Below are 23,033 nucleotides of genomic sequence, written 5' to 3' on the forward strand. Positions count from 1 at the left end.
CGCCCGGGCCGCCGCCGCGCCCGCGCCCGCCGCGCGCGTGGAGGCAGGGGCTTTCTCAACCGCGGGTGACCCCCGGACCCGTCGGCCCGGGGCTTCACCGCTGTTCCAGGGCCGCCAGGATGTCCCGCACGGTCTCGTCCACGCTCAGGCCGCTGGAGTCGATCCAGTGGCCGATGCGCGGCGTCTGTGTCCGCAGCACCTGGTCGAGCTGGGCGACCGTCCAGTCGCCGTAGCCCGTCTTGGGCCGTTCGCGCTCGCGCCGCTCGACGGACTCCGCCGACGGCGCGAGCACCACGACGTGGAGCGGGCGGCTGCGGATCAGCTTGGTGACGGTCTCCAGATCGGGACCCAGCACGACGTCCTGCAGAACCGGTGTGAACCCCGCCTCGAAGTAGCGGTCGGCCACCTCGGCGGCGATCGCGTAGCGCAGGCGGAGCTGGCGCCGCGCCTCCTCGGACGGCTCCGCCGACATCTCGGCGCGGCCGTTGACCACCATCTTGCGGAAGACGTCGCCGCGCACGTGTACCGACCTCGGCAGCCGCTCGGCCAGCGCCTGGGCGACCGTGGATTTGCCGGAAGCGGAGATGCCGGTGATCAGGATGACCGCTCTCATGGGGTCAAGAGGGTACGCACCCGGTCGGCCCCCACGGCCAGCAGGAGGGTCGGCAGCCGCGGCCCGGTGTCCCGCCCGATCAGCAGGTGGTACAGCAGCGCGAAGAAGGCCCGCTGCGCCTGCTTCAGCTCGGGAGTCGGCTTGGCGTCAACCGGGAGACCGGCCACGAGCTTCGGCACGCCGTACACCAGCGTGGTGAGGCCCTCGACCGACCAGTGCTCGTCGAGGCCGTCGAGCAGCAGGCGCACCGACGCGGCGCTGTCGTCGTCGAGCGCGTCGAGGCGTTCGGCGTCGGCGGTGTCGCGGACGCGGGTGCGCTGCTCGGCGGGCACCTGCGTGTCCACCCAGCGCTGGGCGCGGTCGAGGCGCGGACGCACCTCGTCCAGGGCGGCGACGCCGTCGACGTCGGCCAGGATGCGCAGGGTCTGGCGCTCGTCGCCGGTGGTGATGTCGGCGATCGAGGCCAGCGTGCGGTAGGCGACCGGGTGGGGCGTGGCGGGCAGCGCCGCGACGGCGGTGGAGGTGGCGCGGGTGTGGGCGGCCTTCTCGGCGGGCAGCCCGCCGCCACCCGTGATCTTGCGGCCGAGCGCGTCCCACTCGTCGTAGAGGCGCTGGATCTCCTGGTCGAAGGCGATCTTGAAGGACTGCTCGGGCTTACGGCGGGCGTACAGCCAGCGCAGGACCGGGGCTTCCATGATCTCCAGGGCGTCGGCCGGGGTGGGCACGCCGCCCTTGGAACTGCTCATCTTGGCCATGCCGGTGATGCCGACGAAGGCGTACATGGGGCCGATGGGCTGCGCGCCGCCGAAGACCTCGCCGACGATCTGTTCGCCCACGATCCACGCCGAGCCGGGCGAGTGGTGGTCGACACCCGACGGCTCGAACACCACTCCCTCGTACGCCCAGCGCATCGGCCAGTCGACCTTCCACACCAGCTTGCCCCGGTCGTGCTCGGCCAGCCGTACACTCTCGCCGAATCCACACGCGCACGTGTAGGCCAGCTCGGTGCTCTCGTCGTCGTAGGCCGTGACGGTGGTGAGGTCGCGCTCGCAGAGCGCGCAGTAGGGCTTGTACGGCGAGTAGCGCTCGACGGCCTTGGTGCGGTACTGCTCCAGGATCGCGTCGATCTTGACCCGGTGCTCCATCGCGCGCAGGATCTGCTTGCGGTAGGCGCCGGCGGTGTAGCGCTCGGTCTGGCTGATGGCCTCGACCTCGATGCCGAGCTCGGCCAGTGCGGCGGTCAGCGGCGCCTTGAAGTGCTCGGCCCAGCTCGCGTGCTCGCTGCCGGGCGGCGCGGGCACGGAGGTCAGCGGCTTACCGACGTGCTCGGCCCAGGACGGGTCGACCCCGGCCGGTACGCGGCGGAACCGGTCGTAGTCATCCCAGGACAGCAGGTGCACGCAGGCCCGCCCGCGGCGCCGGATCTCGTCGGCGACCAGGTGCGGGGTCATGACCTCGCGCAGGTTGCCCAGGTGGATCGGACCGGACGGGCTCAGGCCCGAGGCGCAGACGATCGGTTTGCCCGGTGCGCGACGATCCGCCTCGGCGATGACATCGTCTGCGAACTTGGCGACCCAGTCTGCGATCATCGTCCCATTCTGGCAGCCGGGGGCCGCCACACGAGCGTGATCAGGAAGTACAGCAGGCCGCCGAGCACGAGCGCCACGACGACGCCCACGTTGGCGGCGCCGAACGTGCCGGCCCGCATCGACTCGCTCATGAGGAAGCCGACGACGTTGGCGATGTTCGGGTCGGCGGAGGTGATCAGGCCGAGCCCGGTGACGGATGCGGCCACGAGCGCGATCAGGCCGGGCCAGTTGAAGGCCGGGCCACCGGCGCGCAGCAGCCCCTCGTCGTACCGGCTGCCGCGGCGCCACATGTCGACCAGGAAGACCGCGACCCAGGCGGCCATGACCACCCCGATGATCGACAGGAACGCCTGGAAGGTGGCCAGGAAGTTGCCCGAGACGAACAGCAGGTAGTAGCCGCCGAGGATCATCAGCACGCCGTCGAACAGCACGGCCAGGTGCCGCTTCACCGGTACGCCCAGCGCCAGCATGGACAGCCCGGACGAGTAGATGTCCATGATCGCCCCGGCCAGGAACCCCCCGATCGCGGCCAGCAGGTACGGCAGCAGGAACCACGTCGGCAGCGCGGCGGCCAGCGCGCCCACGGGGTCGGCGGCGGCCGACTCGGCCAGCTTGGGGTCGCCGCCCGCCAGCAGCACGCCGAACACCAGCAGGACCATCGGCGGCAGCGCGCCGCCCAGCGTGGTCCAGAGCGTGATCGCCGAGCCTTTGGATCGGGAGGGCAGGTAGCGGGAGTAGTCGGCGCCGCAGTTGACCCAGCCGAGGCCCAGGAGGGTCATCGCGAAGATCACGCCGCCCGCCCAGGCTCCGGGGCCGCCGGTCGAGGGAAGGGAGACGCCCAGCTTGGGCAGCATGAGCGCCATGTAGACGACCGTCAGGACGATGAAGGCATAGGTCAGGTACCGCTGGACGGTCATGATCATGGCGTGGCCGTACACGCCGACGGCGATCGTGACCAGGGCGGCGACCACGAAGCAGATCGCCAGCGCGCTCGTCTGGCCGAGACCCGGCGCGAGCCGGGTCAGGATGGCGGCGCCGCCCTGCGCGGAGAGCGTGACCAGGACGGTCTCCCAGCCGACGTTCGAGACATAGGACAGCAGCGCGGGCAGCTTGTTGCCCTGGATGCCGAACGCGGCGCGGCCGAGCGTCATCGTCGGGACGCCGGAACGGGCTCCGCCGATGGCCACGAGGCCGACCAGCCCGAACGAGAGCAGGTAACCGAGGGCCCCGGCGGCGATCGCGGGCACCACGCCGAGCCCGAGCCCGACGATGTAGACGCCGAAGGCGATGCCGAACAGGGACAGGTTCGCGGCCGCCCAGGGCCAGACCAGGTCGAACGGCCTGCCGCGCCGCTCATCCTGCGGCACCGCGTTGATGCCGTTGCGCTCGACGGTCATCGTCATAGGCGGAGATTACAACCGCGTGTTCTGGTCGTGCAGGAGGAGCCAGGCGTCGCCGACACGGGTGAAGACGAGGCTGACGAGGTTGCGCGCGTGGTAGTCGCCCTCGTGGTAGTCGGCCTCGTAGACCGAGACCAGGGTGCCTTCGGTCTCCTTTTCCCAAATCCGGCACATTTTCTGCGTCCAGTCAAGCTCGGAAAACCACTCACGGTGGAACTCCAGGACGGCCTCGCGGCCTTCGAGCGTCTTGCCGTTCGGGAGGACCACGATCACGTCGTCGTGCAGGGTCTCCGCGTAGGCCTCCAGATCACGGCCGGCGATGGCGGCGAGGTGCGCTTCTATCGTTTTCTGGGCAGAAATCATGATCTAAGGTTATAGATCCTTTGCAGGTGCAAGGCAATGTCAAGCCGCCTGCAGGCACCTGGGGAGACCTTGCTCACATGAAGCTCTCCACCAGTGTCACCGTCGTGGTCCCGGCAATGAACGAAGCCGAGAACCTGCCCCACGTCTTCGCAACGCTGCCCTCCTGGATCGACGAGGTCATCCTGGTGGACGGCAACTCGACCGACGACACCGTCGCGGTCGCCCGCAGGCTCCGTCCCGACCTTCACGTCGTCACGCAGACCGGCCGGGGCAAGGGCAACGCCCTCATCGCCGGTTTCGCCGCCGCCAAGGGCGACATCATCGTCATGATCGACGCGGACGGCTCGACCGACGGCCGCGAGATCGGCCTGTTCGTCGAGGCCCTGATCGAGGGCGCCGACTTCGCCAAGGGCTCGCGCTACGCGCCCGGCGGCGGCTCCAGCGACATCAGTGTGCTGCGCTCGTTCGGCAACCGGGTCCTGACCGGCCTGACCAACCTGCTCTATGGAACGCGCTACACCGACCTCTGCTACGGCTACAACGCGTTCTGGGCCAGGCACCTCGACGCGATGGCGCTCGACTGCGACGGCTTCGAGATCGAGACGCTGATGAACGTACGGGCCGCCCAGGCCGGTCTGCTCATCCAGGAAGTGCCGAGCCACGAGCACTGCCGCATCCACGGCGAGAGCAACCTGCACGCCGTACGCGACGGCTGGCGCGTGCTGAAGACGATCCTGCGCGAGCGCAACCGGGGACTGGTCGCCGCTCCGGCGCCTAGTAGCCTCGGATCATGCGCTATATCGTGATCGGCGCCGGCGCCGTTGGCGGCACCATCGGGGCCAAGCTCTTCCAGGGCGGCCATGATGTGCTGCTGATCGCCCGCGGCGCCCACTACGAGTCCCTCCGCGCGAGCGGCATGAAACTGATCTCCCCGTCCGGCGCGGAGACGCTGGACATTCCGGTGGCCGACCGCCCCGTCCCCACCGGCGACGACGACGTGATCGTCCTGGCGACCAAGTCGCAGGACACCGTCGCCGCCCTGGACCCGTGGTCGCGCGACCTCCCGGTCGTCCTGGCCCAGAACGGCGTCTGCAACGAACCTGTCGCGCTGCGGAGGTTCGAGCGGGTCTATGGCATGTGCGTCTGGCTGCCCGCCCTGCACCTGGAGCCGGGCGTGGTCATCTCGTACGGCGCGCCGCACCCCGGCATGCTGCACGTCGGACGTTATCCACAAGGTGTGGACGACCTGGCGACCCGGATGACCGACGACCTCACCCGGAGTGGGTTCGTGGCGCGGGCCGTACCGGATGTGATGCGCTGGAAGCACGGCAAACTGCTCGGCAACCTCGGCAACGCGGCCGAGGCCCTGTGCGAGCCCGGCGGCTTCGGCGACATCCACCGGCAGGCCAGGACCGAGGCGATGGGCCTGCTCGACGCGGCCGGGATCGCCTTCACCACCCAGGACGACGAACGGCGCGTGCGCGGCCACCTCGTGGACCTCGCCCCGATAGACGGCGTCGCCAGAGGCGGCGGGTCGTCCTGGCAGAGCCTGGCCAGAGGCGCGGGCAGCATCGAGGCCGACTACCTCAACGGCGAGATCGTGCTGCTGGCGCGCGAACTCGGCCGGCCGGCTCCGGTGAACGAGGTGCTGCAGCGCGAGGCCAACCGGGCGGCCCGCGAGAAGCTGCCGCCCGGCTCGATGCCCGTGGCCAAACTTCAGGCGCTCATCGACGAGCGTTCCGCAGCCGTATCCCGCTGAACTCCAGCGTGCTGGCGGTGACCTCGTTCCAGAACGGCCAGAGGTTGTCCAGCACGCGTAGCTGGATCCCCGCCTCCTCGTGCAGGTCGATGAGGTCGGTGACCGGCTCGGGCGGGCCGAGCGGCCGCACGGGGACCTGGGCCACGACCGCGTGCGGCGGGTCGCCGATGGGCTCGAAGGGGTCGGCGGGCAGGCGGTAGGCGAACAACCGGACTTCCATGATCGCCTTGAGCCAGCCGTACTCGATGGCGTGCACGCGCTCGCCGCAGCCCGCGCCGATGATCCGCTCGGCGTCGCGCTCGGTCGTGCGCGGGCCCTTCCACGCCAGCGCCCTCGGGCAGGCGCGCGGGAACCAGTAGTCGGGACAGCGCTCCGGGCCGACGGCCCAGACGTATGACTCGCGCAGCACCGAGGTCTTCGCGACATGCGGCACGAACTGCTTGATCGTCGGGTCTTCCGAGAAGTGCAGCACCTGTCCTGGTCCGGGTCTCATGTCACCATCCTGATGGTCTGACCGGCCAAAAGCCGAGCGACACGGCAAGGGCCCCGCATATCGCGGCCCTGTCGGGGCAGAGCGACGGTCGAGGTGAGTTCAGATGATCGTTTTGGGTCTTGTCCTAGTCCTGATCGCCACCGGCGCGATCGTGGTCGCGTCGATGGAACCGAGCGCGACCGCCACCGACGCCTCCTTCACCGTCTTCGGCTACGGCTTCGCGCCGAACCATCTGGAGATGTTCGTCGCGGGCGCCGTCGTCGCGGCGGTCCTGCTGCTGGGCATCGCGATGGTCAACTCCGGTTCCCGCCGCGCGGCCAAGCGCCGCAGGGCGCTGCGGCACAACCGCTCCGAGGCCGTCCGGCTGGAGGAGGAGAAGCGGGAGCTCGAACGCAAGCTGGAGCGCGAGCGCCACTCCGAGGACCAGTTGGTCGCCGGGGCACCTGCCCAGCGGCGGCCGGAGGATGGTCCGGCTTAGCCCCATTTATCCGGGTGTTCGGTGTATCGTGCGAGGCGCTCTCATCGTGCACCCGGAGGTCGGATGCCCCCCCAGCGTGGCCGCCCCATTGCGCTCAAGCTCCTCGTCCTGCTCTTCGTCCCGCTCATCTCGCTGGTGGGCCTGTGGGCGTTCGCCGCGGGACTGACCGGTGGCGACGGACTGCGCCTCCTGGAGATCAACAAACTGGTCACCAACCTGTCCGACCCGGCCGAGCAGGTCATCGTCCAGCTTCAGCAGGAGCGGCACCTTTCCGTCGAGCACGTCTCGGGAAAGCGGCAGAGCGCCCAGGTGGCCAAACAGCGGGGGCTGACCGACCGGGCGCTGACCCGCTTCCACCGGCTCGCCGCCGAGCAGCGGGACATCTCCCCCGAGATGGACACCCAGCTGCGCGGCCTCAACACCGCTCTGGAACAACTGCCCGACATCCGGCGCATCACCTCCGGCGGCGCCCCGCGCGCCCTCGACGTGATCATCGGCTACAACCGGATCGTGGACGCCGTCTACCGTCTGCACGACGTCATGGTCCTGGTCCCCGACACCTCGCTCTACCGGCAGGCGCACGCCGTCACCATGCTCGGCGAGGCCAAGGAACTGCTCGCCCGCGAACGGGCCGTCGTCGTGGTCGTGCTGGCCGCCGGCAAGGTCGGCAAGGCCGAGCGCGAGGCGTTCACCGGGATGGTGGCGACCCGGCGGCTGCTCTACACCCAGGCGCTGGCCCAGCTCGATCCCGGGCTGCGGCTGCCGTACGAGAGCCTGACCCAGGGGCCCGCCTACCGCGAGTTCCTCGAACTCGAAGACCTCCTGCGCGGCCCGGCCACCGTCAACGGCCTGCCCGCGGGCGCGGCCACCTGGCCCACCGACGCCGACAACCTGTGGGCCGCGGTCGAGCGCAACCAGACCTTCGCCGTCCAGGGCATCGTGGCCCGGGTCAACCCGGCCGCCAACGCCATCCTGATCAAGATCGGCATCGCGGGCGGCGTCGGGCTGCTCGCCGTCATCGCCTCCATCGCGCTGTCCCTGCGCTTCCGCCGCCGCCTCGTGCGCGAGCTCGCCGCCCTCCGCGCCGCCGCCGCCGAGCTGGCAGAGGTACGGCTGCGCGGCCTCGTCCAGCGGTTGAAGGCCACCACGACCCAGGCCCCGGAGCCGGTCCAGGTCATCCCGCTGGAGGTCGCGGCCAACACCTCCGAGGTGCGCGACATCATGCAGGCGTTCAACAGTGTGCAGTCCACCGCGGTGGAGGCCGCCGTCGGCCAGGCCAGGCTCCGCCACGGCGTCAACCAGGTCTTCGTCAACCTCGCCCGGCGCAACCAGTCGCTGCTGCACCGCCAGCTCCTCCAGCTCGACAGCATGGAGCGGGGCGCCGAGGACCCCGAGGCGCTGGCCGACCTGTTCAAGCTCGACCACCTGACCACGCGCATGCGCAGGCACGCCGAGAGCCTCATCATCCTGTCGGGACAGGCGCCGGGACGCGGCTGGCGCAACCCGGTCCCGATCCTCGACGTGCTGCGCGCCGCCGTCGCCGAGGTGGAGGAGTACCAGCGGGTGGAGATCCTCCAGCCGCCCCCGCTCGCGCTGTCCGGCGCCGCCGTCACCGACGTCGCCCACCTCGTCGCCGAGCTGGTGGAGAACGCCACGCTGTTCTCGCCGCCGCAGACGCGCGTGGACCTGCGCAGCACGACCACGCCGCACGGGCTGACCATCGAGATCGAGGACCGCGGCCTCGGCCTGCAGCGCGCCGAGATCGACGAGCTCAACGCGCGGCTTGAGGAGACGCCCGAGTTCGACCTGGCGCAGAGCGACCGGCTCGGGCTGTTCGTGGTGGCGCGGCTGGCGGCCAGGCACGACATCAGGGTCCGGCTCGGACCCTCACCGTACGGTGGCCTGACCGCCCTCGTCGCGTTGCCCTCCGGGCTGCTGCACGAGCACGCGCCGCTGGTCAGCCGCTGAGGCCGCTGAGGCCGGTGACCTGGAGCAGGGCCGCGTCCTTGGCGCCCGCGGGCTCGGCCAGGCGGCGTACCTCCTCGCCGTTCCGGTCGAGGATGACGATCTTGCCGGCCGTCCTGACCACCATGCTGCCGTCGGGCCGGTAGAACGCGCCGGTCAGCTTGCCCTTCACCGGGATCGCCCGCTTCTTGCCCGTGGCCGTGTCCAGGAGCACCGGCGTGAACGCCGACGGCCACGTGCCGTCGCCCGGCGTCTCCGGGTCGGACGGGACCTGCACGACCGCCTTGCTCCCGTCAGGCGACAGGCTCTGCACGTGGGTGATCGACTTGACGCCCTTGACCCTGTCGTCCTTGCCGGTCTTCGTGTCGAGCAGGTAGAGGGCGTCGGCCTCGCCGGTGTACCCGGCCAGGTAGCGGCCGTCGGCCGACCAGGCCAGATGGCAGACGCCCTTGGTCGAGCCGAGCTTGCGCGCGCCGGTGCCGTCGGCCCTGACCGCCATGACCGTCTCGCCCTTGACGTAGGCGACCTGCTTGGAGTCTGCCGACCAGGTCGGCGTCAGGCAGGGCGTGCCGCCCTGGAGCTTCGTCGCGACCGTGGTGAGCGTGCGGCCCGCCTTCACGACCAGCTTGCCCTTGTCGGTGATCCAGGCCGCCTTCCGGCCGTCGGGCGCCGCCGCCATCTGCGGCATCGCGCCGGTGCCGGCCAGCGTGCGCCAGCCTTCGCCCTTCTCGTACGCCCGCACCTTGCCGCTCTTGTCGTAGGAGAAGTAGACCAGCTTCTCCTGTGCCGCCGTGGCCGCCTGAGCCGTCACCGGCACGACCAGCGCGGCGCTCAGCACGACACCCGCCAGGACCTTCATGGAATTCCCCCGCTCAATGGAACTGTCCCCTCCTTGATGTCACAGCTGGACGAAGGGTTCGGGGAAATGCGACGTGGCGAGCAGCGTGTGTCGCGCGCGCACCCGGGCGACCTGCTCCAGACGGGTCTTGGCCGCCAGGTCGGAATCGTCGTCGTAGACGTAGCGGATCGACGGGTCGGCCAGCTGCACCGGGTGGTGGAGGATGTCCCCGAACACGGTGACGCCTTCGGTCTCGACGATCTGGTGGCCGGCGGTGTGGCCGGGCGTGAGCCGTACCCACAGGCCGGGGGAGATCTCCGTGTCGCCGTCGACGACGTGCAGCCCGTCGCGGAGAGGATCGAGCACGGCGGTCCTGATCGTGTCGGAGACGGCCTCGACCTCGGCGCGCTGGACCACGTGGCGGGCGTTGGCGAAGACGGGCCTGCCGCCGGTCACCGAGCCGCCGCAGTGGTCGCTGTGCAGGTGCGTGATGACGACCGTGTCCACGTCCTCGGGCGCGGCGCCGGCCGCGGCCAGTTCGGCGAGCAGGCGGCCGGGCACCGGCGCCCAGGCCGCGGCGGGCGAGTCGGCCGCGCCGACGCCCGTGTCCACGAGCGTGAGCCGGCCGTCCCGCCCGCGCAGCAGGTAGCAGTGGAAGTGCAGGATCCACGGGCCCTCGTCGGCGTGAGCGCCGGGGAAGGTCTCCAGGAACGGCAGGCGGAGAGCCGGGCCCATGGGGCCGACGGCGTCGCACAGTGGTGTGATCTCGACGCCTGCCACGGTCGTCGATGGGTGGGGCATCCGCCCAGATTAGGGCTAAGCGGCCACCGAGTGCCTGGCGACGTAGTCGTTCTCCAGGTCCGCGGCGTAGACGGCGCGGCGGCACGTGGAGCAGCGGTACATGATCGGGCCCTCGTCGAGCTCGGTCTGACACCTCGGGCACTGGGTGCTGGTCATGATGGCGGTCCCCCTAGGACGTTCTCTCACATCTATGAAAGCCTCAGCGGATTGCAGCGGCCCTGCAGCCCGCTTGACACGTTCTACGCCGTTGTGCTTCACACCTGGGGGGCGAACAAGCGAAGACCCCCCGGGAATAGCACCGAAGGGCTAGACGTTCTGGGGATCGGAACGTGTGATACGTTTCGAGCAGCGTCGAGCTCATGGCTCCGCTGCACTCCCCTTTCGGTGGCCCCGCCCGTGTTGAGGTCCGGCCCACCGTCTATCAACACCTTAGCCGACCTGCGTCGGCATGCCCTCAAGGAGGGTCATCATGTCTGTCCAAACCATTCCCCGGCAGCGGTCACAAGCCCCCGCCCGGCAGGTCACCGGCCTGCTGGACATCCGCGGGAAGACCGCCCGCCTCGGCGATCTGCGCATCGCCGCCGACCGGGCTCAGCAGCTCGGGCTGCGCCACGGCGACCAGGTCGTCGCCGTCGCGTCCGGCGCCAAGCTGACCTCGGTCGAGAGCGTCAACGGCCGCGCCGACTGGCGCGAGCGGCCGCACTTCGCCGATCTCACCCCCATCTATCCCACGGAACGGCTCGCCATCGAGACCGACTCCCTGACCACCCGCGTCATCGACCTGTTCGCGCCCATCGGCAAGGGTCAGCGCGGGCTCATCGTGGCGCCGCCCAAGGCCGGCAAGACCATGGTCCTGCAGGCGCTGGCCGCGGCCGTCACCGCCAACCACCCCGAGGTCCACCTCATCGTGCTGCTCGTCGGCGAACGCCCGGAAGAGGTGACCGAGATGCGCACCACGATCGCCGGCGAGGTCTACTCCTCGACCTTCGACCACCCCGACCAGGAGCACACCGCGGTCGCCGAACTCGCCATCGAGCGCGCCAAGCGCCTGGTGGAGCAGGGCAAGGACGTGGTCGTGCTGCTCGACTCGCTGACGCGGCTCGGGCGGGCGTACAACAACCTCTCGCCGGGCACCGGGCGCGTACTGACCGGCGGGCTGGCCGCCGCCGCCCTCTACCCGCCCAAGCGCTTCTTCGGCGCCGCGCGCAACGTGCGCGACGGCGGCTCGCTCACCATCCTCGCCACCGCCCTGGTCGGCACCGGTTCCAGGCTGGACGACAGCCTGTACGAGGAGTTCAAGGGCACCGGCAACAGCGAGATCCACCTGACCAGGGACCTGGCCGAGAAGCGTCTGTTCCCCGCCGTCGACCTCGACGCCTCCGGCACGCGCCGCGAGGAGATCCTGCTCGACGGCCACGAGCGGCAGATCGTGTGGAAGCTGCGCCGCATGCTCACCTCGCTCGACCGGGGCAAGGGCACGGAACTGCTCATCGACAAGCTCCGCGAGACTCCCTCCAACGCGGCCTTCCTCCTCCAGGCCGCCGCCTCCTGAGGTCCACAATGGACGGATGCTCGCCGACGCCGTCCCGTACCTCGTCTGCCCCGTCTGCAGGGGCGCCTTCGAACTGCTGCCGGGCACGGTGCGGTGCGCCTCCGGTCACGCCTTCGACATCGCGCGCCAGGGGTATGTGAGCCTGCTGACCGGCTCGAAGCCGCCGGGCACCGCCGACACGCCCCAGATGGTCGCCTCCCGGGAGGCGTTCCTGGGCGTCGGCCACTACGCGCCGCTCGCCGCCGAACTGGCCTCGATCTGCTCCGGCGCCGCGGTCGTCGTGGACGCGGGGGCCGGGACCGGCTACTACCTCGCGCGAGCGCTGGACTCCTCCGCCGTCGGGATCGCCTTCGACATCTCCAAGCACGCGGTGAAGCGGGCCGCTCGGGCGCACGAACGGGCCGGGGCGTTCGTCGGTGACGTGTGGCAGCCGCTGCCGATCGCCGACGGCGTCGCCGACGTGGTGCTCGACGTCTTCGCGCCGCGCAACGGGCCGGAGTTCGCCCGCATCCTGCGTGCGGACGGCCGGCTGGTCGTGGTGACGCCGGCGAGCGGGCACCTGCGGCCGCTGGTCGAGGAGCTCGGGCTGCTGACGGTCGACGAGGACAAGCGTGAGCGGGTGGCGCGCGGTCTGCCGGACTTCACTCTGGCCGGACAGAGCCTGCTCGCCTACGATCTTGAGCTGGGCCCGGACGAGGTCGCGGAAGTCGTCCGCATGGGCCCGAGTGCCTGGCATCTGGAGGATGATGTTCTCCGGGCCAGGATTTCCCGGCTCTTCGCTGAGAAAAACCTGGGGAAAGTGTCAACCCAAGTGGCATTTGAACTGTCTATCTTCGTGACAGGACCACGATCAAGGCCCGTTCCTTGACGGACATATGCGACCCGTGTTACTGATGGGGTATTTAGTCCGAAATTCCCCCACATTCCTCAAGTATTTCCGCGACACAGGCGCAATACTGGACGCCAACCGCGCCCGGGAAGCGCGCGGTGCCAGAGGGAGGGGACGCGCCGGATGAAGGCGGAGGAACGCTGGCAGGCCAGGTTCCGGGCGCCGAGAATGACGTTGCCCACGTGGGCGCGCCAGGCCCCGAACCGCTCGATCTACAGGAGCAACGCCACCGGAACCTGGGAGCTCTACGCCTGGGACCGCACCGCCGGAGTCACCCGCCAGGTCACCGAGCAGCCCAAAGGCACCGCCCACGCCGCCATCGACCCCACCGGCCAGTGGATCTACTGGTTCGCCGACCCCGAGGGCGACGAGCTCGGCGGGTGGATGCGGCAGCCGTTCACCGGCGGGCCCGACGAGCCCGTCGACCCGTCCATCCGCGCGGGCCACCCCGGCGGCATCATGCTCTCGGCCACCGGCGCCGCCGCCATCAGCCTCGCCGGCGAGGGCTCCTTCCGCATCCACCTGGTCCAGCCCGGCGAGCCCACCACGCTCATCTACGAGCACACCGAGGCCGGCTGGGTCGCCGACATCTCCCTCGACGGCTCCCTCATCGCCATCAACCACGGCGAGTACGGCGACTTCCGCCGCCCCGCGCTACGCGTCGTGCGCCCCTGCGGCGACACCGTCGCCGAGCTCTACGACGGCCCCGACAAGGGCGTGGTCGGCCTCAGGTTCGCCCCCATCATGGGCGACCGCCGCCTGCTCACGCTCCATGAGCGCCGCAGCCGCCACGAACCGCTGGTCTGGGACCCGGCCTCCGGCGAGCAGCGCGAGATCTGGCTCAAGGACCCGGGCGACCTCAACGCCGAGTGGTACGCCGACGGCCGCGCCCTGCTCATCACCCGCGAGGACCGCGCCCGCAGCTACCTCCACCGCTACGACCTGGGCGGCGGCGGCCTCACCCCGATCGAGACCCCGCACGGCGTGATCGACGAGGCGGCGCCGCGGCCCGGCGGCCACGTGGAGTACTCCTGGTCGAGCGGCTCGCGGCCGCCCGTGGTGCGCTCCAGCAACGGGCAGGTCGTGATGAACCCGGCCGGTCCGCCCGCCCCGCCCAGCGTCCCGGTCGAGGACATCGACGTCGAGGGCCCCGGCGGACGCATCCACGCGCTCATCTCCCGCCCGGAGAACGGCGCCGCGCCGTACCCGACCGTGTTCCTGCTGCACGGCGGCCCGACCGCGCAGGACCGCGACTCCTACTCGCCCGAGGTCGCCGCGTGGGTGGACTCGGGCTACGCGGTGGTGCGGGTCAACTTCCGCGGCTCCACCGGCTACGGCACCGCCTGGCGCGACGCCCTGCACGGCGACGTCGGGCACATCGAACTGGCCGACGTCGCGGCCGTGCGCGAGTGGGTGGTGGCGCGCGGCGTCGCCGACCCGGAGCGGCTGGTGCTCGCCGGCACCGCGTGGGGCGGCTTCCTGGCGCTGCTGGGCATGGGCGTCCAGCCCGACCACTGGCGGGCCGGCATCGCCGCGGTCCCGATCGCCTGCCACCAGACCTGCTACGAGGACGAGGCGGAGAGCCTGCGCGCCTACCAGCGCTCGCTGTTCGGCGGCTCCCCGGACGAGCAGCCGGAACGCTACGCGGCCAGCTCGCCCATCACCTATGTGGACCGGGTGAAGGGGCCCGTGCTGATTCTCGCCGGCGAGAACGACACACGTTGTCCATTGCGGCAGATCGAGAAGTACGTGGCGAAACTCGCCGAGCATGGGCGCGAGCACGAGATCTACACCTATGACGCGGTGCGGGGCTCACTCGTAGTGTCGGAGCGTATTGCGCAAATGGCACTCCAGTTGGATTTCGCCCGGAAACATACTCAGCATTAGGCCTGGGCATAAAAGAGAGTCAACGCGCACGCAGGACCAGGATGGCCAGGTCGTCGGCGCTGGGCTCCGGGGCGTAGTCCTCGGCCGCGCGGCGGATGCGCTCGGCCACCGCGCGTGCCGACAGCCCCACACACTCCGCCAGCAGCTTGGCCAGCCCGCCTCCGTCGTCGAGCAGCCGTCCGCCGCTGCGGCGCTCGGTCACCCCGTCCGTGACCGCCAGCAGGACGTCGCCGTGGTCGAGGTGGATCGTGTCGGCCTCGAACTGCACCTCGGAGAAGACGCCGAGCAGCGACTGCGGCGTGGTGACCGCCTCCACGACCCCGCTCGGCTTGAGGCGCAGCGCCTCGGGGTGGCCGGCCGACACCAGGCGTACCTCCAGGCCGCTCGGCATCGGCGTGATGTCGCCGTGGAGCAACGTGAGAAAGCGGGCCCGCTCCCCCTCCTCCAGGATCGCCTGGTTGAGCCGGCCCAGGACGGCGGCCACGCCGTAGCCCTCGCGGGCCAGCAGGCGCAGCGTGTGGCGGGCCAGGCCGGTGACGGCGGCGGCCTCGGGGCCGGTGCCGCAGACGTCGCCGATGGCGAAGCGCCAGGAGTCCTCGGCCGCGAACAGGTCGTAGAAGTCGCCGCCGACCTCGTTGGCCTCGCCGGCGGGCTCGTAGACGACGCCGTAGTCGAGGCCGGGCACCTCGGGCTCGTTCGGCGGCAGGAGGCTACGCTGCAAAGCCCGGTTGGCGGCGGCCTGCTGGGCGTACAGGCGGGCGTTGTCCATCGCGAGCGCGGCGCGGCGGGCGATGTCGTCGGCGAACTGCACGACCTCGTCGGGGAATCGGTCCGTACGGCCGAGGCACATCATGCCGAGCTGACGGCCACGCGCGGTGAGCGGAACGGCGAGGACCTGCGAGCCGTCGAGATGGACGGTGGACGTGGCGCGCGTGTCGGCCTCGTCGATGCCGATCCCGGCGAGTTCCTCGCGCAGCCCGTCGATCCGGGCCTCGTCGGCGTGCCACAGGTACGCCAGCCGCAGTGGCCCGACCGCGCCGTCGGTGGTGTAGACGCCGCACCAGCTCGACAGCCTGGGCACGACGATCTGGGCGATGATCGCGGGCACCATGTCGGGGTCGAGCGTGCCGGCGAGAAGGTCGCTGGCGTCGGCCAGGAAGCCCAGCCAGTGGGGGCCCCTGGAGGTGTCCTCCGACCATTCGGCCGCGACTCTCTCCGACGAACCCGGTAGCGTGAGCCTTGCCCAATGGACACGGGAATCGCCCGCGAAGGTGATCCCCCACTCCTCCACCTCGACCGAAGGACCCTTCGGGTCGGCCTGGGGAGCCGTGCGCTGCCGCAGCTCGACCTGCACCGCGTCGCCGAAATGTTTCCAGATCACCTCGAACGGCTCGTCCGCGACCTGAGCTGCAAGCTCACCGGCGATCTGCTCCGCGTCCGCCAGCACGGCGGCGACCGCCCAGGCGGTCATCACCTCTCGAGTGAACCTCCTGGCCGCGGGCACGGCTGACTCACCCGGCGCGAACGTCGCGGCGAGCAGCGCGTGGGGAGATGCAGTCATCCCACCGTGCCTACCACAATTACCGCTGACATGGGGTAAATCCAAGGACAGGACTACGAGCTACTCATCGTGACAGACTTGAATCACTCGCGGCGGCACCCCGGGAGTGAAGGAGGCCCCATGACCACGGCCAAGATCGCGCCGAATCCGGAGGAAAGGACCTACACCGAGGCGGACCTAGTACCGATCTTGGAGACCCTTTTCTCCTGGCGCGACGGCGACTTCCGGCGTCGTGTCCCGCATGCTCCCGCAGGGATACTCAGCGAGGTGCGGCTGCTGCTCAACGAGGTGGCCGACCGTCGCGAGCATCTGGCGAACGAGCTGGTACGCGTCCGCAAGGAAGTGGTCAAGGAGGGCCGGTTCGGGGAACGGCTGACGCCGGGTCCCGGCGTCGGAGCCTGGGCCGAGAGCGTCGAGTCCGTGAACATGCTGATCGACGCGCTGGTGAGCCCGGTCAGCGGCGCCGCCGACGTGATCGACGCCGTCGCCAAGGGTGACCTGTCACGGCGCATCGACCTCGACCGCTCGGCCAGAGGCGAGGTACGCAGGCTGGGCAAGGCCATCAACGGCATGGTCGACCAGCTTGCGCTGTTCAACTCCGAGGTGACCAGGGTGGCCCGCGAGGCGGGCACCGAGGGCCGGCTGGGCGGCAGCGCGAACCTGCGCGGCATGTCGGGAAGCTGGCGCGACCTCACCGAGGCCGTGAACACGATGTCCTCGCGCGTGGCCGCGCAGGTGCGCGACATCGCGGTCGTGACCACCGCGGTGGCCAAGGGCGACCTGAGCCGCAAGGTGACGGTCGACGCGGTCGGCGAGATGTTCGAGCTCAAGAACACCGTGAACACGATGGTCGACCAGCTCTCGGCGTTCGCCGAAGAGGTGACCCGAGTGGCCCGCGAGGTGGGCACCGAGGGCCAGCTGGGCGGCCAGGCGCAGGTGAGCGGCGTGTCCGGGGTCTGGAAGGACCTCACGGACAACGTGAACTTCATGGCCAACAACCTGACCTCCCAGGTCCGCAGCATCGCGACCGTGGCGACGGCGGTGGCGCAGGGCAACCTGTCCAAGAAGATCACCGTCGACGCCGAGGGCGAGATCCTGGAGCTCAAGGAGACCATGAACACCATGGTCGACCAGCTCTCGTCCTTCGCCGACGAGGTGACCAGAGTCGCCCGCGAGGTCGGCACCGAAGGCAAGCTGGGCGGCCGCGCCGAGGTGAAGGGCGTCTCCGGCGTCTGGAAGGACCTCACCGACAACGTCAACTCGATGGCCAACAACCTGACCTACCAGGTACGCAACATCGCCCAGGTCACCACCGCCGTGGCCAACGGCGACCTCACCCGCAAGATCGACGTGGACGCCCAGGGCGAGATCCTGGAGCTGAAGTCGACCATGAACACCATGGTCGACCAGCTCTCGTCCTTCGCCTCCGAGGTCACCCGGGTCGCCCGCGAGGTCGGCACCGAGGGCCAGCTGGGCGGCCAGGCCCAGGTACGCGGCGTGTCCGGGGTCTGGAAGGACCTCACCGAGAACGTGAACTTCATGGCCAACAACCTCACCTCCCAGGTGCGGCAGATCGCGGCCGTCTCCTCCGCGGTGGCCCAGGGCAACCTGTCCAAGAAGATCACCGTCGACGCGCAGGGCGAGATCCTCCAGCTCAAGGACACCCTCAACACGATGGTCGACCAGCTCTCGTCCTTCGCCGACGAGGTGACGCGAGTCGCCCGCGAGGTCGGCACACAGGGCCAGCTGGGCGGCCAGGCACGGGTGCAGGGCGTGTCCGGTGTGTGGAAGGACCTCACCGACAACGTCAACTTCATGGCCAACAACCTGACCTACCAGGTGCGTAACATCGCCGAGGTCACCACCGCCGTGGCCAACGGCGACCTCACCCGCAAGATCGACGTGGACGCCCAGGGCGAGATCCTCGCGCTCAAGACCACCATCAACCGGATGGTCGACCAGCTCTCGTCCTTCGCCTCCGAGGTCACCCGAGTCGCCCGCGAGGTGGGCTCGGAAGGCCGCCTCGGCGGCCAGGCCCGCGTCGAGGGCGTCGAAGGCACCTGGAAGCGGCTGACCGAGTCCGTGAACGAGCTGGCCGGCAACCTCACCACGCAGGTACGCGCCATCGCCACCGTGACCAGCGCCGTCGCCCAGGGCGACCTGACCCGCTCCATCGCCGTCGAGGCGCAGGGCGAGCTGGCCGAGCTCAAGGACAACGTCAACTACATGGTGGCCAACCTCCGCGAGACCACCCAGGCCAACCAGGAGCAGGACTGGCTCAAGTCCAACCTGGCCCGCATCTCCCGGCTCATGCAGGGCCACCGCGACCTGTTCGAGGTGGCCAAGCTGATCATGAGCGAGCTGACGCCGCTCGTCTCCGCCCGCTACGGCGCCTTCTACGGCCGCGCCCCCGAGGGCGAGCACGACCTCGTCCTCATCGGCGGCTACGGCGTCCGCCCCGACCGCGGCCCGAGGCAGATGTTCGCCATCGGCGAGGGCATGGTCGGCCAGGCGGCGGCCGAGGGCAGGCACATCATCCTCGACAACGTGCCGGCCGCCTTCATCACCATCGACAGCGGCCTGAGCTCCTCCACGCCGGCGCAGATCGTGGTGCTGCCGATCCTGTTCGAGAGCCGGGTGCTGGGCGTGCTGGAGCTGGCCTCCTTCACGCCGTTCGGCGAGGTCCACCTCGACTTCCTCACCCAGCTCGTCGAGACCATCGGCGTCACGATGAACACCATCATCGCCAACTCCCGCACCGAGGACCTGCTCACCGACTCCCAGCGCCTCACCCGTGAGCTGCAGGAACGCTCGGACGAGCTGCAGCGCCAGCAGGAGGAGCTGCGCCGTTCCAACTCCGAGCTGGAGGACAAGGCGGGCCTGCTGGCCAAGCAGAACCGCGCGATCGAGATCCAGAACTTCCAGATCGAGCAGGCCAGGCGGACGCTGGAGGAGCGGGCCGAGCAGCTCGCGGTCTCCAACCGCTACCGGTCGGAGTTCCTGGCCAACATGTCGCACGAGCTGCGTACCCCGCTCAACAGCCTGCTCGTGCTGGCCAAGCTGCTCACCGAGAACGCCGAGGGCAACCTGACCTCGCAGCAGGTGGAGTTCGCCCGCACGATCCACGGCGCCGGCTCGGCCCTGCTGCAGCTGATCAACGACATGCTCGACCTGTCCAAGGTGGAGGCGGGCCGGATGGACATCCACCCGGCCACGCTCTCGACGCCGAAGCTGGTCGACTACGTCGACGCGGCGTTCGCGCCGCTGGCCCAGGACAAGGGCCTGGCCTTCAGCGTCGAGGTCGACGAGGGCGTACCGCTGGAGCTGCACACCGACGAGCAGCGGCTGCAGCAGGTGCTGCGCAACCTGCTGTCCAACGCGGTGAAGTTCACGCCGAAGGGCGAGGTCAAGATGCGCGTGGTCCGCGCGCCGTCCGGCATCGAGTACGACGACGCGATCCTGCGCGAGGCCGACGACCTGCTCGCCTTCGAGGTGGTCGACACCGGCATCGGCATCGCGCCGGACAAGCGGGAGGTCATCTTCGAGGCGTTCCGCCAGGCCGACGGCACCACCAGCCGCAAGTACGGCGGCACCGGCCTCGGGCTGTCGATCTGTCGTGAGATCGCCCGCCTGCTCGGCGGCGAGATCCACGTCGACAGCGAACTCGGCAAGGGCAGCACGTTCACCCTCTACCTGCCCGCCTCCTACAACGGCCCGCTCCCGGCCGGCGACGGCGGCACGGCCCGGCGCCAGGTGCTGGCGATGCCGGTGGAGGAGCCCACGGTGACGATGCCGGAACCCCCGCTGCCCATGGACCTCCAGCTGCCCGAGCTGTCGGAGCAGGTCGAGACCAGCAAGTGGAAGGGCGACGACCCGCTGTCCGGCGCCAAGATCCTCATCGTGGACGACGACATCCGCAACGTCTTCGCCCTCACCAGCGTCCTCGAACGCCACGGCTCCACCGTCGTCTACGCCGAGAACGGCCGCGAGGGCATCGAGCAGCTGGAGCGCAACGAGGATGTGGCTCTCGTCCTGATGGACATCATGATGCCCGAGATGGACGGTTGGGCCACGACCTCGGCGATCCGCCGCATGCCACAGTTCGCAGACCTGCCGATCATCGCGTTGACCGCTAAGGTCATGCGGGGCGATCGTGAGAAGAGCATCGCCTCAGGTGCCTCTGACTACGTGCCCAAGCCAGTCGACGTGGACCGCCTGCTCGAACGGCTGCGCGGTTGGCTCAGCCGTGGGCGGGTGAGCACGACCGACTCAGCAGAAGGATCGTGATCGAGTGCCGGAACGAGCGAAGATCCTCCTGGTCGACGACCGGGAGGAGAACCTCATCGCCCTGGAGGCCATCCTCAGTTCCCTCGACCTGGTGCCCGTACGGGCCAAGTCGGGCGAGGATGCCCTCAAGGCGCTGCTCAACACCGAGTTCGCGCTCATCCTGCTGGACGTGCGGATGCCCGGCATGGACGGCTTCGAAACGGCCGCCCACATCAAGCGGCGCGAGCGTACCCGGAACATCCCGATCATCTTCCTGACCGTGGTCGACAGCGCCCCCGACTACGCCTTCCGCGGTTACGCGGCCGGCGCCGTCGACTACCTCACCAAGCCGTTCGACCCGTGGGTGCTGCGGGCGAAGGTGTCGGTGTTCGCCGAGCTCTACAACATGAACAAGCGCCTGGCCGAGCAGGCGTCGCTGCTGCGCGACCGCATGGCCGCCGAACTGCCGCCCGGCGCCTCCGTCCAGGGCTCGGTCCTGCCCGAACTCTCCCGCCGGCTGGCCGCGGTGGAGGACGAGCTGGCGAGGGTGCGCGAACTGGCCCGCAAGTCCCCGGACCCGGTTCTCACCGCCCCACTCACCGACCTCACCGAGCGCCTCGCCAACCTCCGCGCAGGCTTTGACGCGCTCTCGTAGATCTTCTCCGGAGTATTAGCCGCGCCTCTTGCGCGCCCGCTCGACGCGCTGTGGTTTGCGTCCCGGTTTGCGTCCCGGGCTTGCGGACCTCCGCCGGTTGGCCCTTCCCCCCGCCTCCAAGTTACGGCCGGCCCCCGCCCACGCCACCCGCCGACGTGGGCGGGCGCAGGTCGGGGGGATCGCTTCTCACGTCGGACGTGGTCCCCACCGTTACGGCGCTTCGCCGGCCCGTTCCCGCGGCCCCACCTCGGGCAGCGGCGCCCCTTGGCAGCACCACAGCGGTGGCCACCCCACGCCCAAGCCCTGAGGCACCACCCAGGGCAGAACCCCCGGAGGTCCGTCACCCGAGGCCAGAGTGCCCCGATGTGTGGTCAGGCGAGGGCTTGTAGGTGTTGCCGGAGGTAGTGGCTTTGGTGGTGTCCCGGGACCGACTGCCGAGGTGTGTTTGCCCGGTGGTGAGGGAGCGGCTGGGATCAAGGTGGGGGTAAAACGCGGGGAAATATCCGGTAGAGGTGGGGTTTGTGGTGGGTTGGGGTTTTTAGAGTCGGTAGTGATTCGATGCCGGAGAACGGAGAACTGCCGTGTTCGATCAGACCTTCCTCCGCGAGCTCGCCGCCATGAAGGACGAGGCGGGCGTGGTGTCGCTGTACACCACTGCCGACCCTCGCGAGGAGGCCTCCACCCGGCCCGCCCGCGGGATCCGGCTCAGGAATGAGCTGTCCGCGATTCGGGATCACGTCAACACCTGGCCGGATCGCGAACGCCGCGAGGCTGTGTTCCGCCGGCTCGAAGCGCTGGAGCCGGACATCCTCGAACTTCTCGATGCCACCGAATCCGGGATCGGACGGGCGTTGTTCGCCTCGGTCAGCGACCACGACGTCCGCACGATCAAGCTGCAGGTCCCGATCGAGGACTGCGCCGTGCTCGAATCCACCGCCTACGTCCGCCCGCTGCTCACCGCCATGGCCACCAGCGCCCCCGCCGGTCTGGTGCTCGTCTCACGGGACGGCGTGCGCCTCATCGACCTCCGGTACGGCGTCGCCGAGGAGATCGAGCACAAGACCTACGAGATCGACACCGAGGACTGGCGCCCCATGCGCGGCCCGGGTCCGGGCGGAACCGCGCAGTCCAGCTCCACCCAGACCGACCGGTTCCAACGCCGCGTCGAGGACCACCTGCGCCGCAACCTCCACGGCAGCGCCCCGGAGATCGCCCGCCAGGCCAGGTCCCGCGGCTGGACGGACGTCCTGCTGATCGGCGACGTGGAGCTGACCGAGGTGCTGGCCGGGGCGGTACACCCCCTGGACGTCGTCCAGGTGGACACCATCGTCGACACCCTCCCGCCCGCGGAGGCGGCCAAGCACGTGGCCTCGGAACTGGCCGCCACCCGCGAACGCCGCGACGCCGCCCTGGCGGCAAGGGCAGTGGACGCCGCCAAGTCCGGCGGCCGAGGCTCCCTGGGCCTCAACCAAACCCTCGCCCTGCTCAACGAAGGCCGGGTAGACCACCTGCTGCTGGAGGAGTCGGCGAAGTGGTCGGGCTTCAAGGGCCTGGACGGCTACCTGTACGACCACGCACCGGCAGGCGTCCCCTCCGACCCCGAACCCGACCTGGGCGAACGCATGATCGAGGCCGCCCTGAACACCGGAGTGACCCTGACCATCCTCACCACCACCGGCGCCGAAGCCCTGGCCGACTACAACGGAGTAGCCGCCCTCCTCCGCTGGTAACACCCGACCGGCAAAGCAGGGACACCCAGTAGCCGGCGGGCCTTCCGTGGGTGGGGGCTCACGAAGGGCCGTTGCGGTGGGGCGTCTGTCCGACGTGAGAAGCGATCCCCCCGACCTGCGCCGGCCCGCGTCGGCGGGTGGCGTGGGCGGGGGCTGGCCGTAACGGAAAAGCAAGACCCGCACGGAAAAGCAGG

General features: G+C 70.1%; 19 protein-coding genes. 10 read left to right on the plus strand and 9 right to left on the minus strand.

The annotated features are described in order from the left end of the window. Positions 1-94 precede the first annotated feature (94 nt). The 4 genes from ACFWY5_RS11140 to ACFWY5_RS11155 are packed head-to-tail and all read right to left on the minus strand — an operon-like array spanning position 95 to position 3,965. Positions 95-613 carry an AAA family ATPase gene (locus ACFWY5_RS11140; protein ID WP_379631422.1) on the minus strand — a complete coding sequence of 173 codons (519 nt, stop codon included), beginning with the start codon at positions 611-613 and terminating at the stop codon, positions 95-97. Beyond that, a complete protein-coding gene (gene lysS, locus ACFWY5_RS11145; RefSeq protein ID WP_379631424.1) occupies positions 610-2,202 on the minus strand; it encodes a lysine--tRNA ligase in 1,593 nt (530 codons plus the stop codon). The genes ACFWY5_RS11140 and lysS overlap by 4 nt, the downstream gene beginning before the upstream one ends. Then, complete coding sequence (locus ACFWY5_RS11150; RefSeq protein WP_379631426.1) at positions 2,199-3,605, minus strand: purine-cytosine permease family protein; 1,407 nt, start codon at positions 3,603-3,605, stop codon at positions 2,199-2,201. Before ACFWY5_RS11150 ends, lysS begins: the two co-directional genes overlap by 4 nt. A gap of 9 nt (positions 3,606-3,614) precedes the next feature. Next, positions 3,615-3,965 carry a DUF4440 domain-containing protein gene (locus ACFWY5_RS11155; protein WP_184958829.1) on the minus strand — a complete coding sequence of 117 codons (351 nt, stop codon included), beginning with the start codon at positions 3,963-3,965 and terminating at the stop codon, positions 3,615-3,617. Positions 3,966-4,042: 77 nt separating this feature from the next. Between ACFWY5_RS11155 and ACFWY5_RS11160 the strand changes: the two genes are divergently transcribed. Both ACFWY5_RS11160 and ACFWY5_RS11165 read left to right on the plus strand, forming a co-directional pair. Continuing rightward, a complete protein-coding gene (locus ACFWY5_RS11160; protein ID WP_379611279.1) occupies positions 4,043-4,771 on the plus strand; it encodes a glycosyltransferase family 2 protein in 729 nt (242 codons plus the stop codon). Beyond that, on the plus strand, positions 4,756-5,724 hold the full coding sequence (locus tag ACFWY5_RS11165; protein ID WP_379611278.1) for a ketopantoate reductase family protein: 969 nt from the start codon (positions 4,756-4,758) through the stop codon (positions 5,722-5,724). Before ACFWY5_RS11160 ends, ACFWY5_RS11165 begins: the two co-directional genes overlap by 16 nt. Here the strand turns inward: ACFWY5_RS11165 and ACFWY5_RS11170 are convergent. Continuing rightward, entirely contained in the window at positions 5,690-6,217 is a 528-nt protein-coding gene (locus ACFWY5_RS11170) for a DUF6886 family protein (protein ID WP_379611277.1), read from the minus strand. The two genes, ACFWY5_RS11165 and ACFWY5_RS11170, sit on opposite strands and share 35 nt — an antisense overlap. 103 nt (positions 6,218-6,320) lie before the next feature. Between ACFWY5_RS11170 and ACFWY5_RS11175 the strand changes: the two genes are divergently transcribed. Then, complete coding sequence (locus tag ACFWY5_RS11175; protein WP_379611276.1) at positions 6,321-6,695, plus strand: hypothetical protein; 375 nt, start codon at positions 6,321-6,323, stop codon at positions 6,693-6,695. 63 nt (positions 6,696-6,758) lie between these two features. After that, complete coding sequence (locus ACFWY5_RS11180) at positions 6,759-8,663, plus strand: nitrate- and nitrite sensing domain-containing protein (RefSeq protein WP_379631428.1); 1,905 nt, start codon at positions 6,759-6,761, stop codon at positions 8,661-8,663. Here the strand turns inward: ACFWY5_RS11180 and ACFWY5_RS11185 are convergent. Genes ACFWY5_RS11185 through ACFWY5_RS11195 form a run of 3 tightly spaced genes read right to left on the minus strand, consistent with a single transcriptional unit; the run spans position 8,653 to position 10,455 of the window. Continuing rightward, entirely contained in the window at positions 8,653-9,519 is an 867-nt protein-coding gene (locus tag ACFWY5_RS11185) for a TolB family protein (protein WP_379631430.1), read from the minus strand. The genes ACFWY5_RS11180 and ACFWY5_RS11185 overlap by 11 nt on opposite strands. Positions 9,520-9,558: 39 nt before the next feature. Then, the gene (locus tag ACFWY5_RS11190; protein ID WP_379631431.1) at positions 9,559-10,299 is read right to left on the minus strand and encodes an MBL fold metallo-hydrolase; all 741 of its coding nucleotides are present in this window, start codon (positions 10,297-10,299) and stop codon (positions 9,559-9,561) included. A 15-nt stretch (positions 10,300-10,314) separates the two neighbouring features. Then, positions 10,315-10,455 carry a hypothetical protein gene (locus ACFWY5_RS11195; RefSeq protein ID WP_379611272.1) on the minus strand — a complete coding sequence of 47 codons (141 nt, stop codon included), beginning with the start codon at positions 10,453-10,455 and terminating at the stop codon, positions 10,315-10,317. A gap of 313 nt (positions 10,456-10,768) precedes the next feature. Between ACFWY5_RS11195 and rho the strand changes: the two genes are divergently transcribed. The 3 genes from rho (at position 10,769) to ACFWY5_RS11210 (ending at position 14,627) form a co-directional block, all read left to right on the plus strand. Next, complete coding sequence (rho, locus tag ACFWY5_RS11200; protein ID WP_379611271.1) at positions 10,769-11,851, plus strand: transcription termination factor Rho; 1,083 nt, start codon at positions 10,769-10,771, stop codon at positions 11,849-11,851. Between the two features lie 16 nt (positions 11,852-11,867). Then, positions 11,868-12,719, plus strand: a complete 852-nt coding sequence (locus tag ACFWY5_RS11205) for a putative RNA methyltransferase (protein WP_379631433.1) — start codon at positions 11,868-11,870, stop codon at positions 12,717-12,719. Between the two features lie 144 nt (positions 12,720-12,863). Further along, positions 12,864-14,627: a prolyl oligopeptidase family serine peptidase gene (locus tag ACFWY5_RS11210; protein ID WP_379611269.1), complete on the plus strand. Its 1,764-nt coding sequence runs from the start codon at positions 12,864-12,866 to the stop codon at positions 14,625-14,627. 19 nt (positions 14,628-14,646) lie between these two features. Here ACFWY5_RS11210 and ACFWY5_RS11215 read toward each other — a convergent pair whose 3' ends face one another. After that, on the minus strand, positions 14,647-16,188 hold the full coding sequence (locus ACFWY5_RS11215) for a PP2C family protein-serine/threonine phosphatase (RefSeq protein ID WP_379611268.1): 1,542 nt from the start codon (positions 16,186-16,188) through the stop codon (positions 14,647-14,649). Positions 16,189-16,308: 120 nt separating this feature from the next. On the opposite strand from ACFWY5_RS11215, the gene ACFWY5_RS11220 reads away from it, so the two are divergent. The 3 genes from ACFWY5_RS11220 (at position 16,309) to ACFWY5_RS11230 (ending at position 22,839) form a co-directional block, all read left to right on the plus strand. Then, a complete protein-coding gene (locus tag ACFWY5_RS11220) occupies positions 16,309-20,475 on the plus strand; it encodes a HAMP domain-containing protein (RefSeq protein WP_379631435.1) in 4,167 nt (1,388 codons plus the stop codon). Positions 20,476-20,479: 4 nt separating this feature from the next. Next, positions 20,480-21,109 carry a two-component system response regulator gene (locus tag ACFWY5_RS11225; RefSeq protein ID WP_379611265.1) on the plus strand — a complete coding sequence of 210 codons (630 nt, stop codon included), beginning with the start codon at positions 20,480-20,482 and terminating at the stop codon, positions 21,107-21,109. Between the two features lie 581 nt (positions 21,110-21,690). Then, positions 21,691-22,839 (plus strand): VLRF1 family aeRF1-type release factor, encoded by a 1,149-nt coding sequence (locus tag ACFWY5_RS11230; protein ID WP_379631437.1) that lies wholly within the window; start codon positions 21,691-21,693, stop codon positions 22,837-22,839. The last annotated feature ends 194 nt before the right edge of the window (positions 22,840-23,033 follow it).

It is taken from the genome of Nonomuraea sp. NPDC059007, assembly GCF_042740555.1.
Classification (GTDB): Bacteria; Actinomycetota; Actinomycetes; order Streptosporangiales; family Streptosporangiaceae; genus Nonomuraea.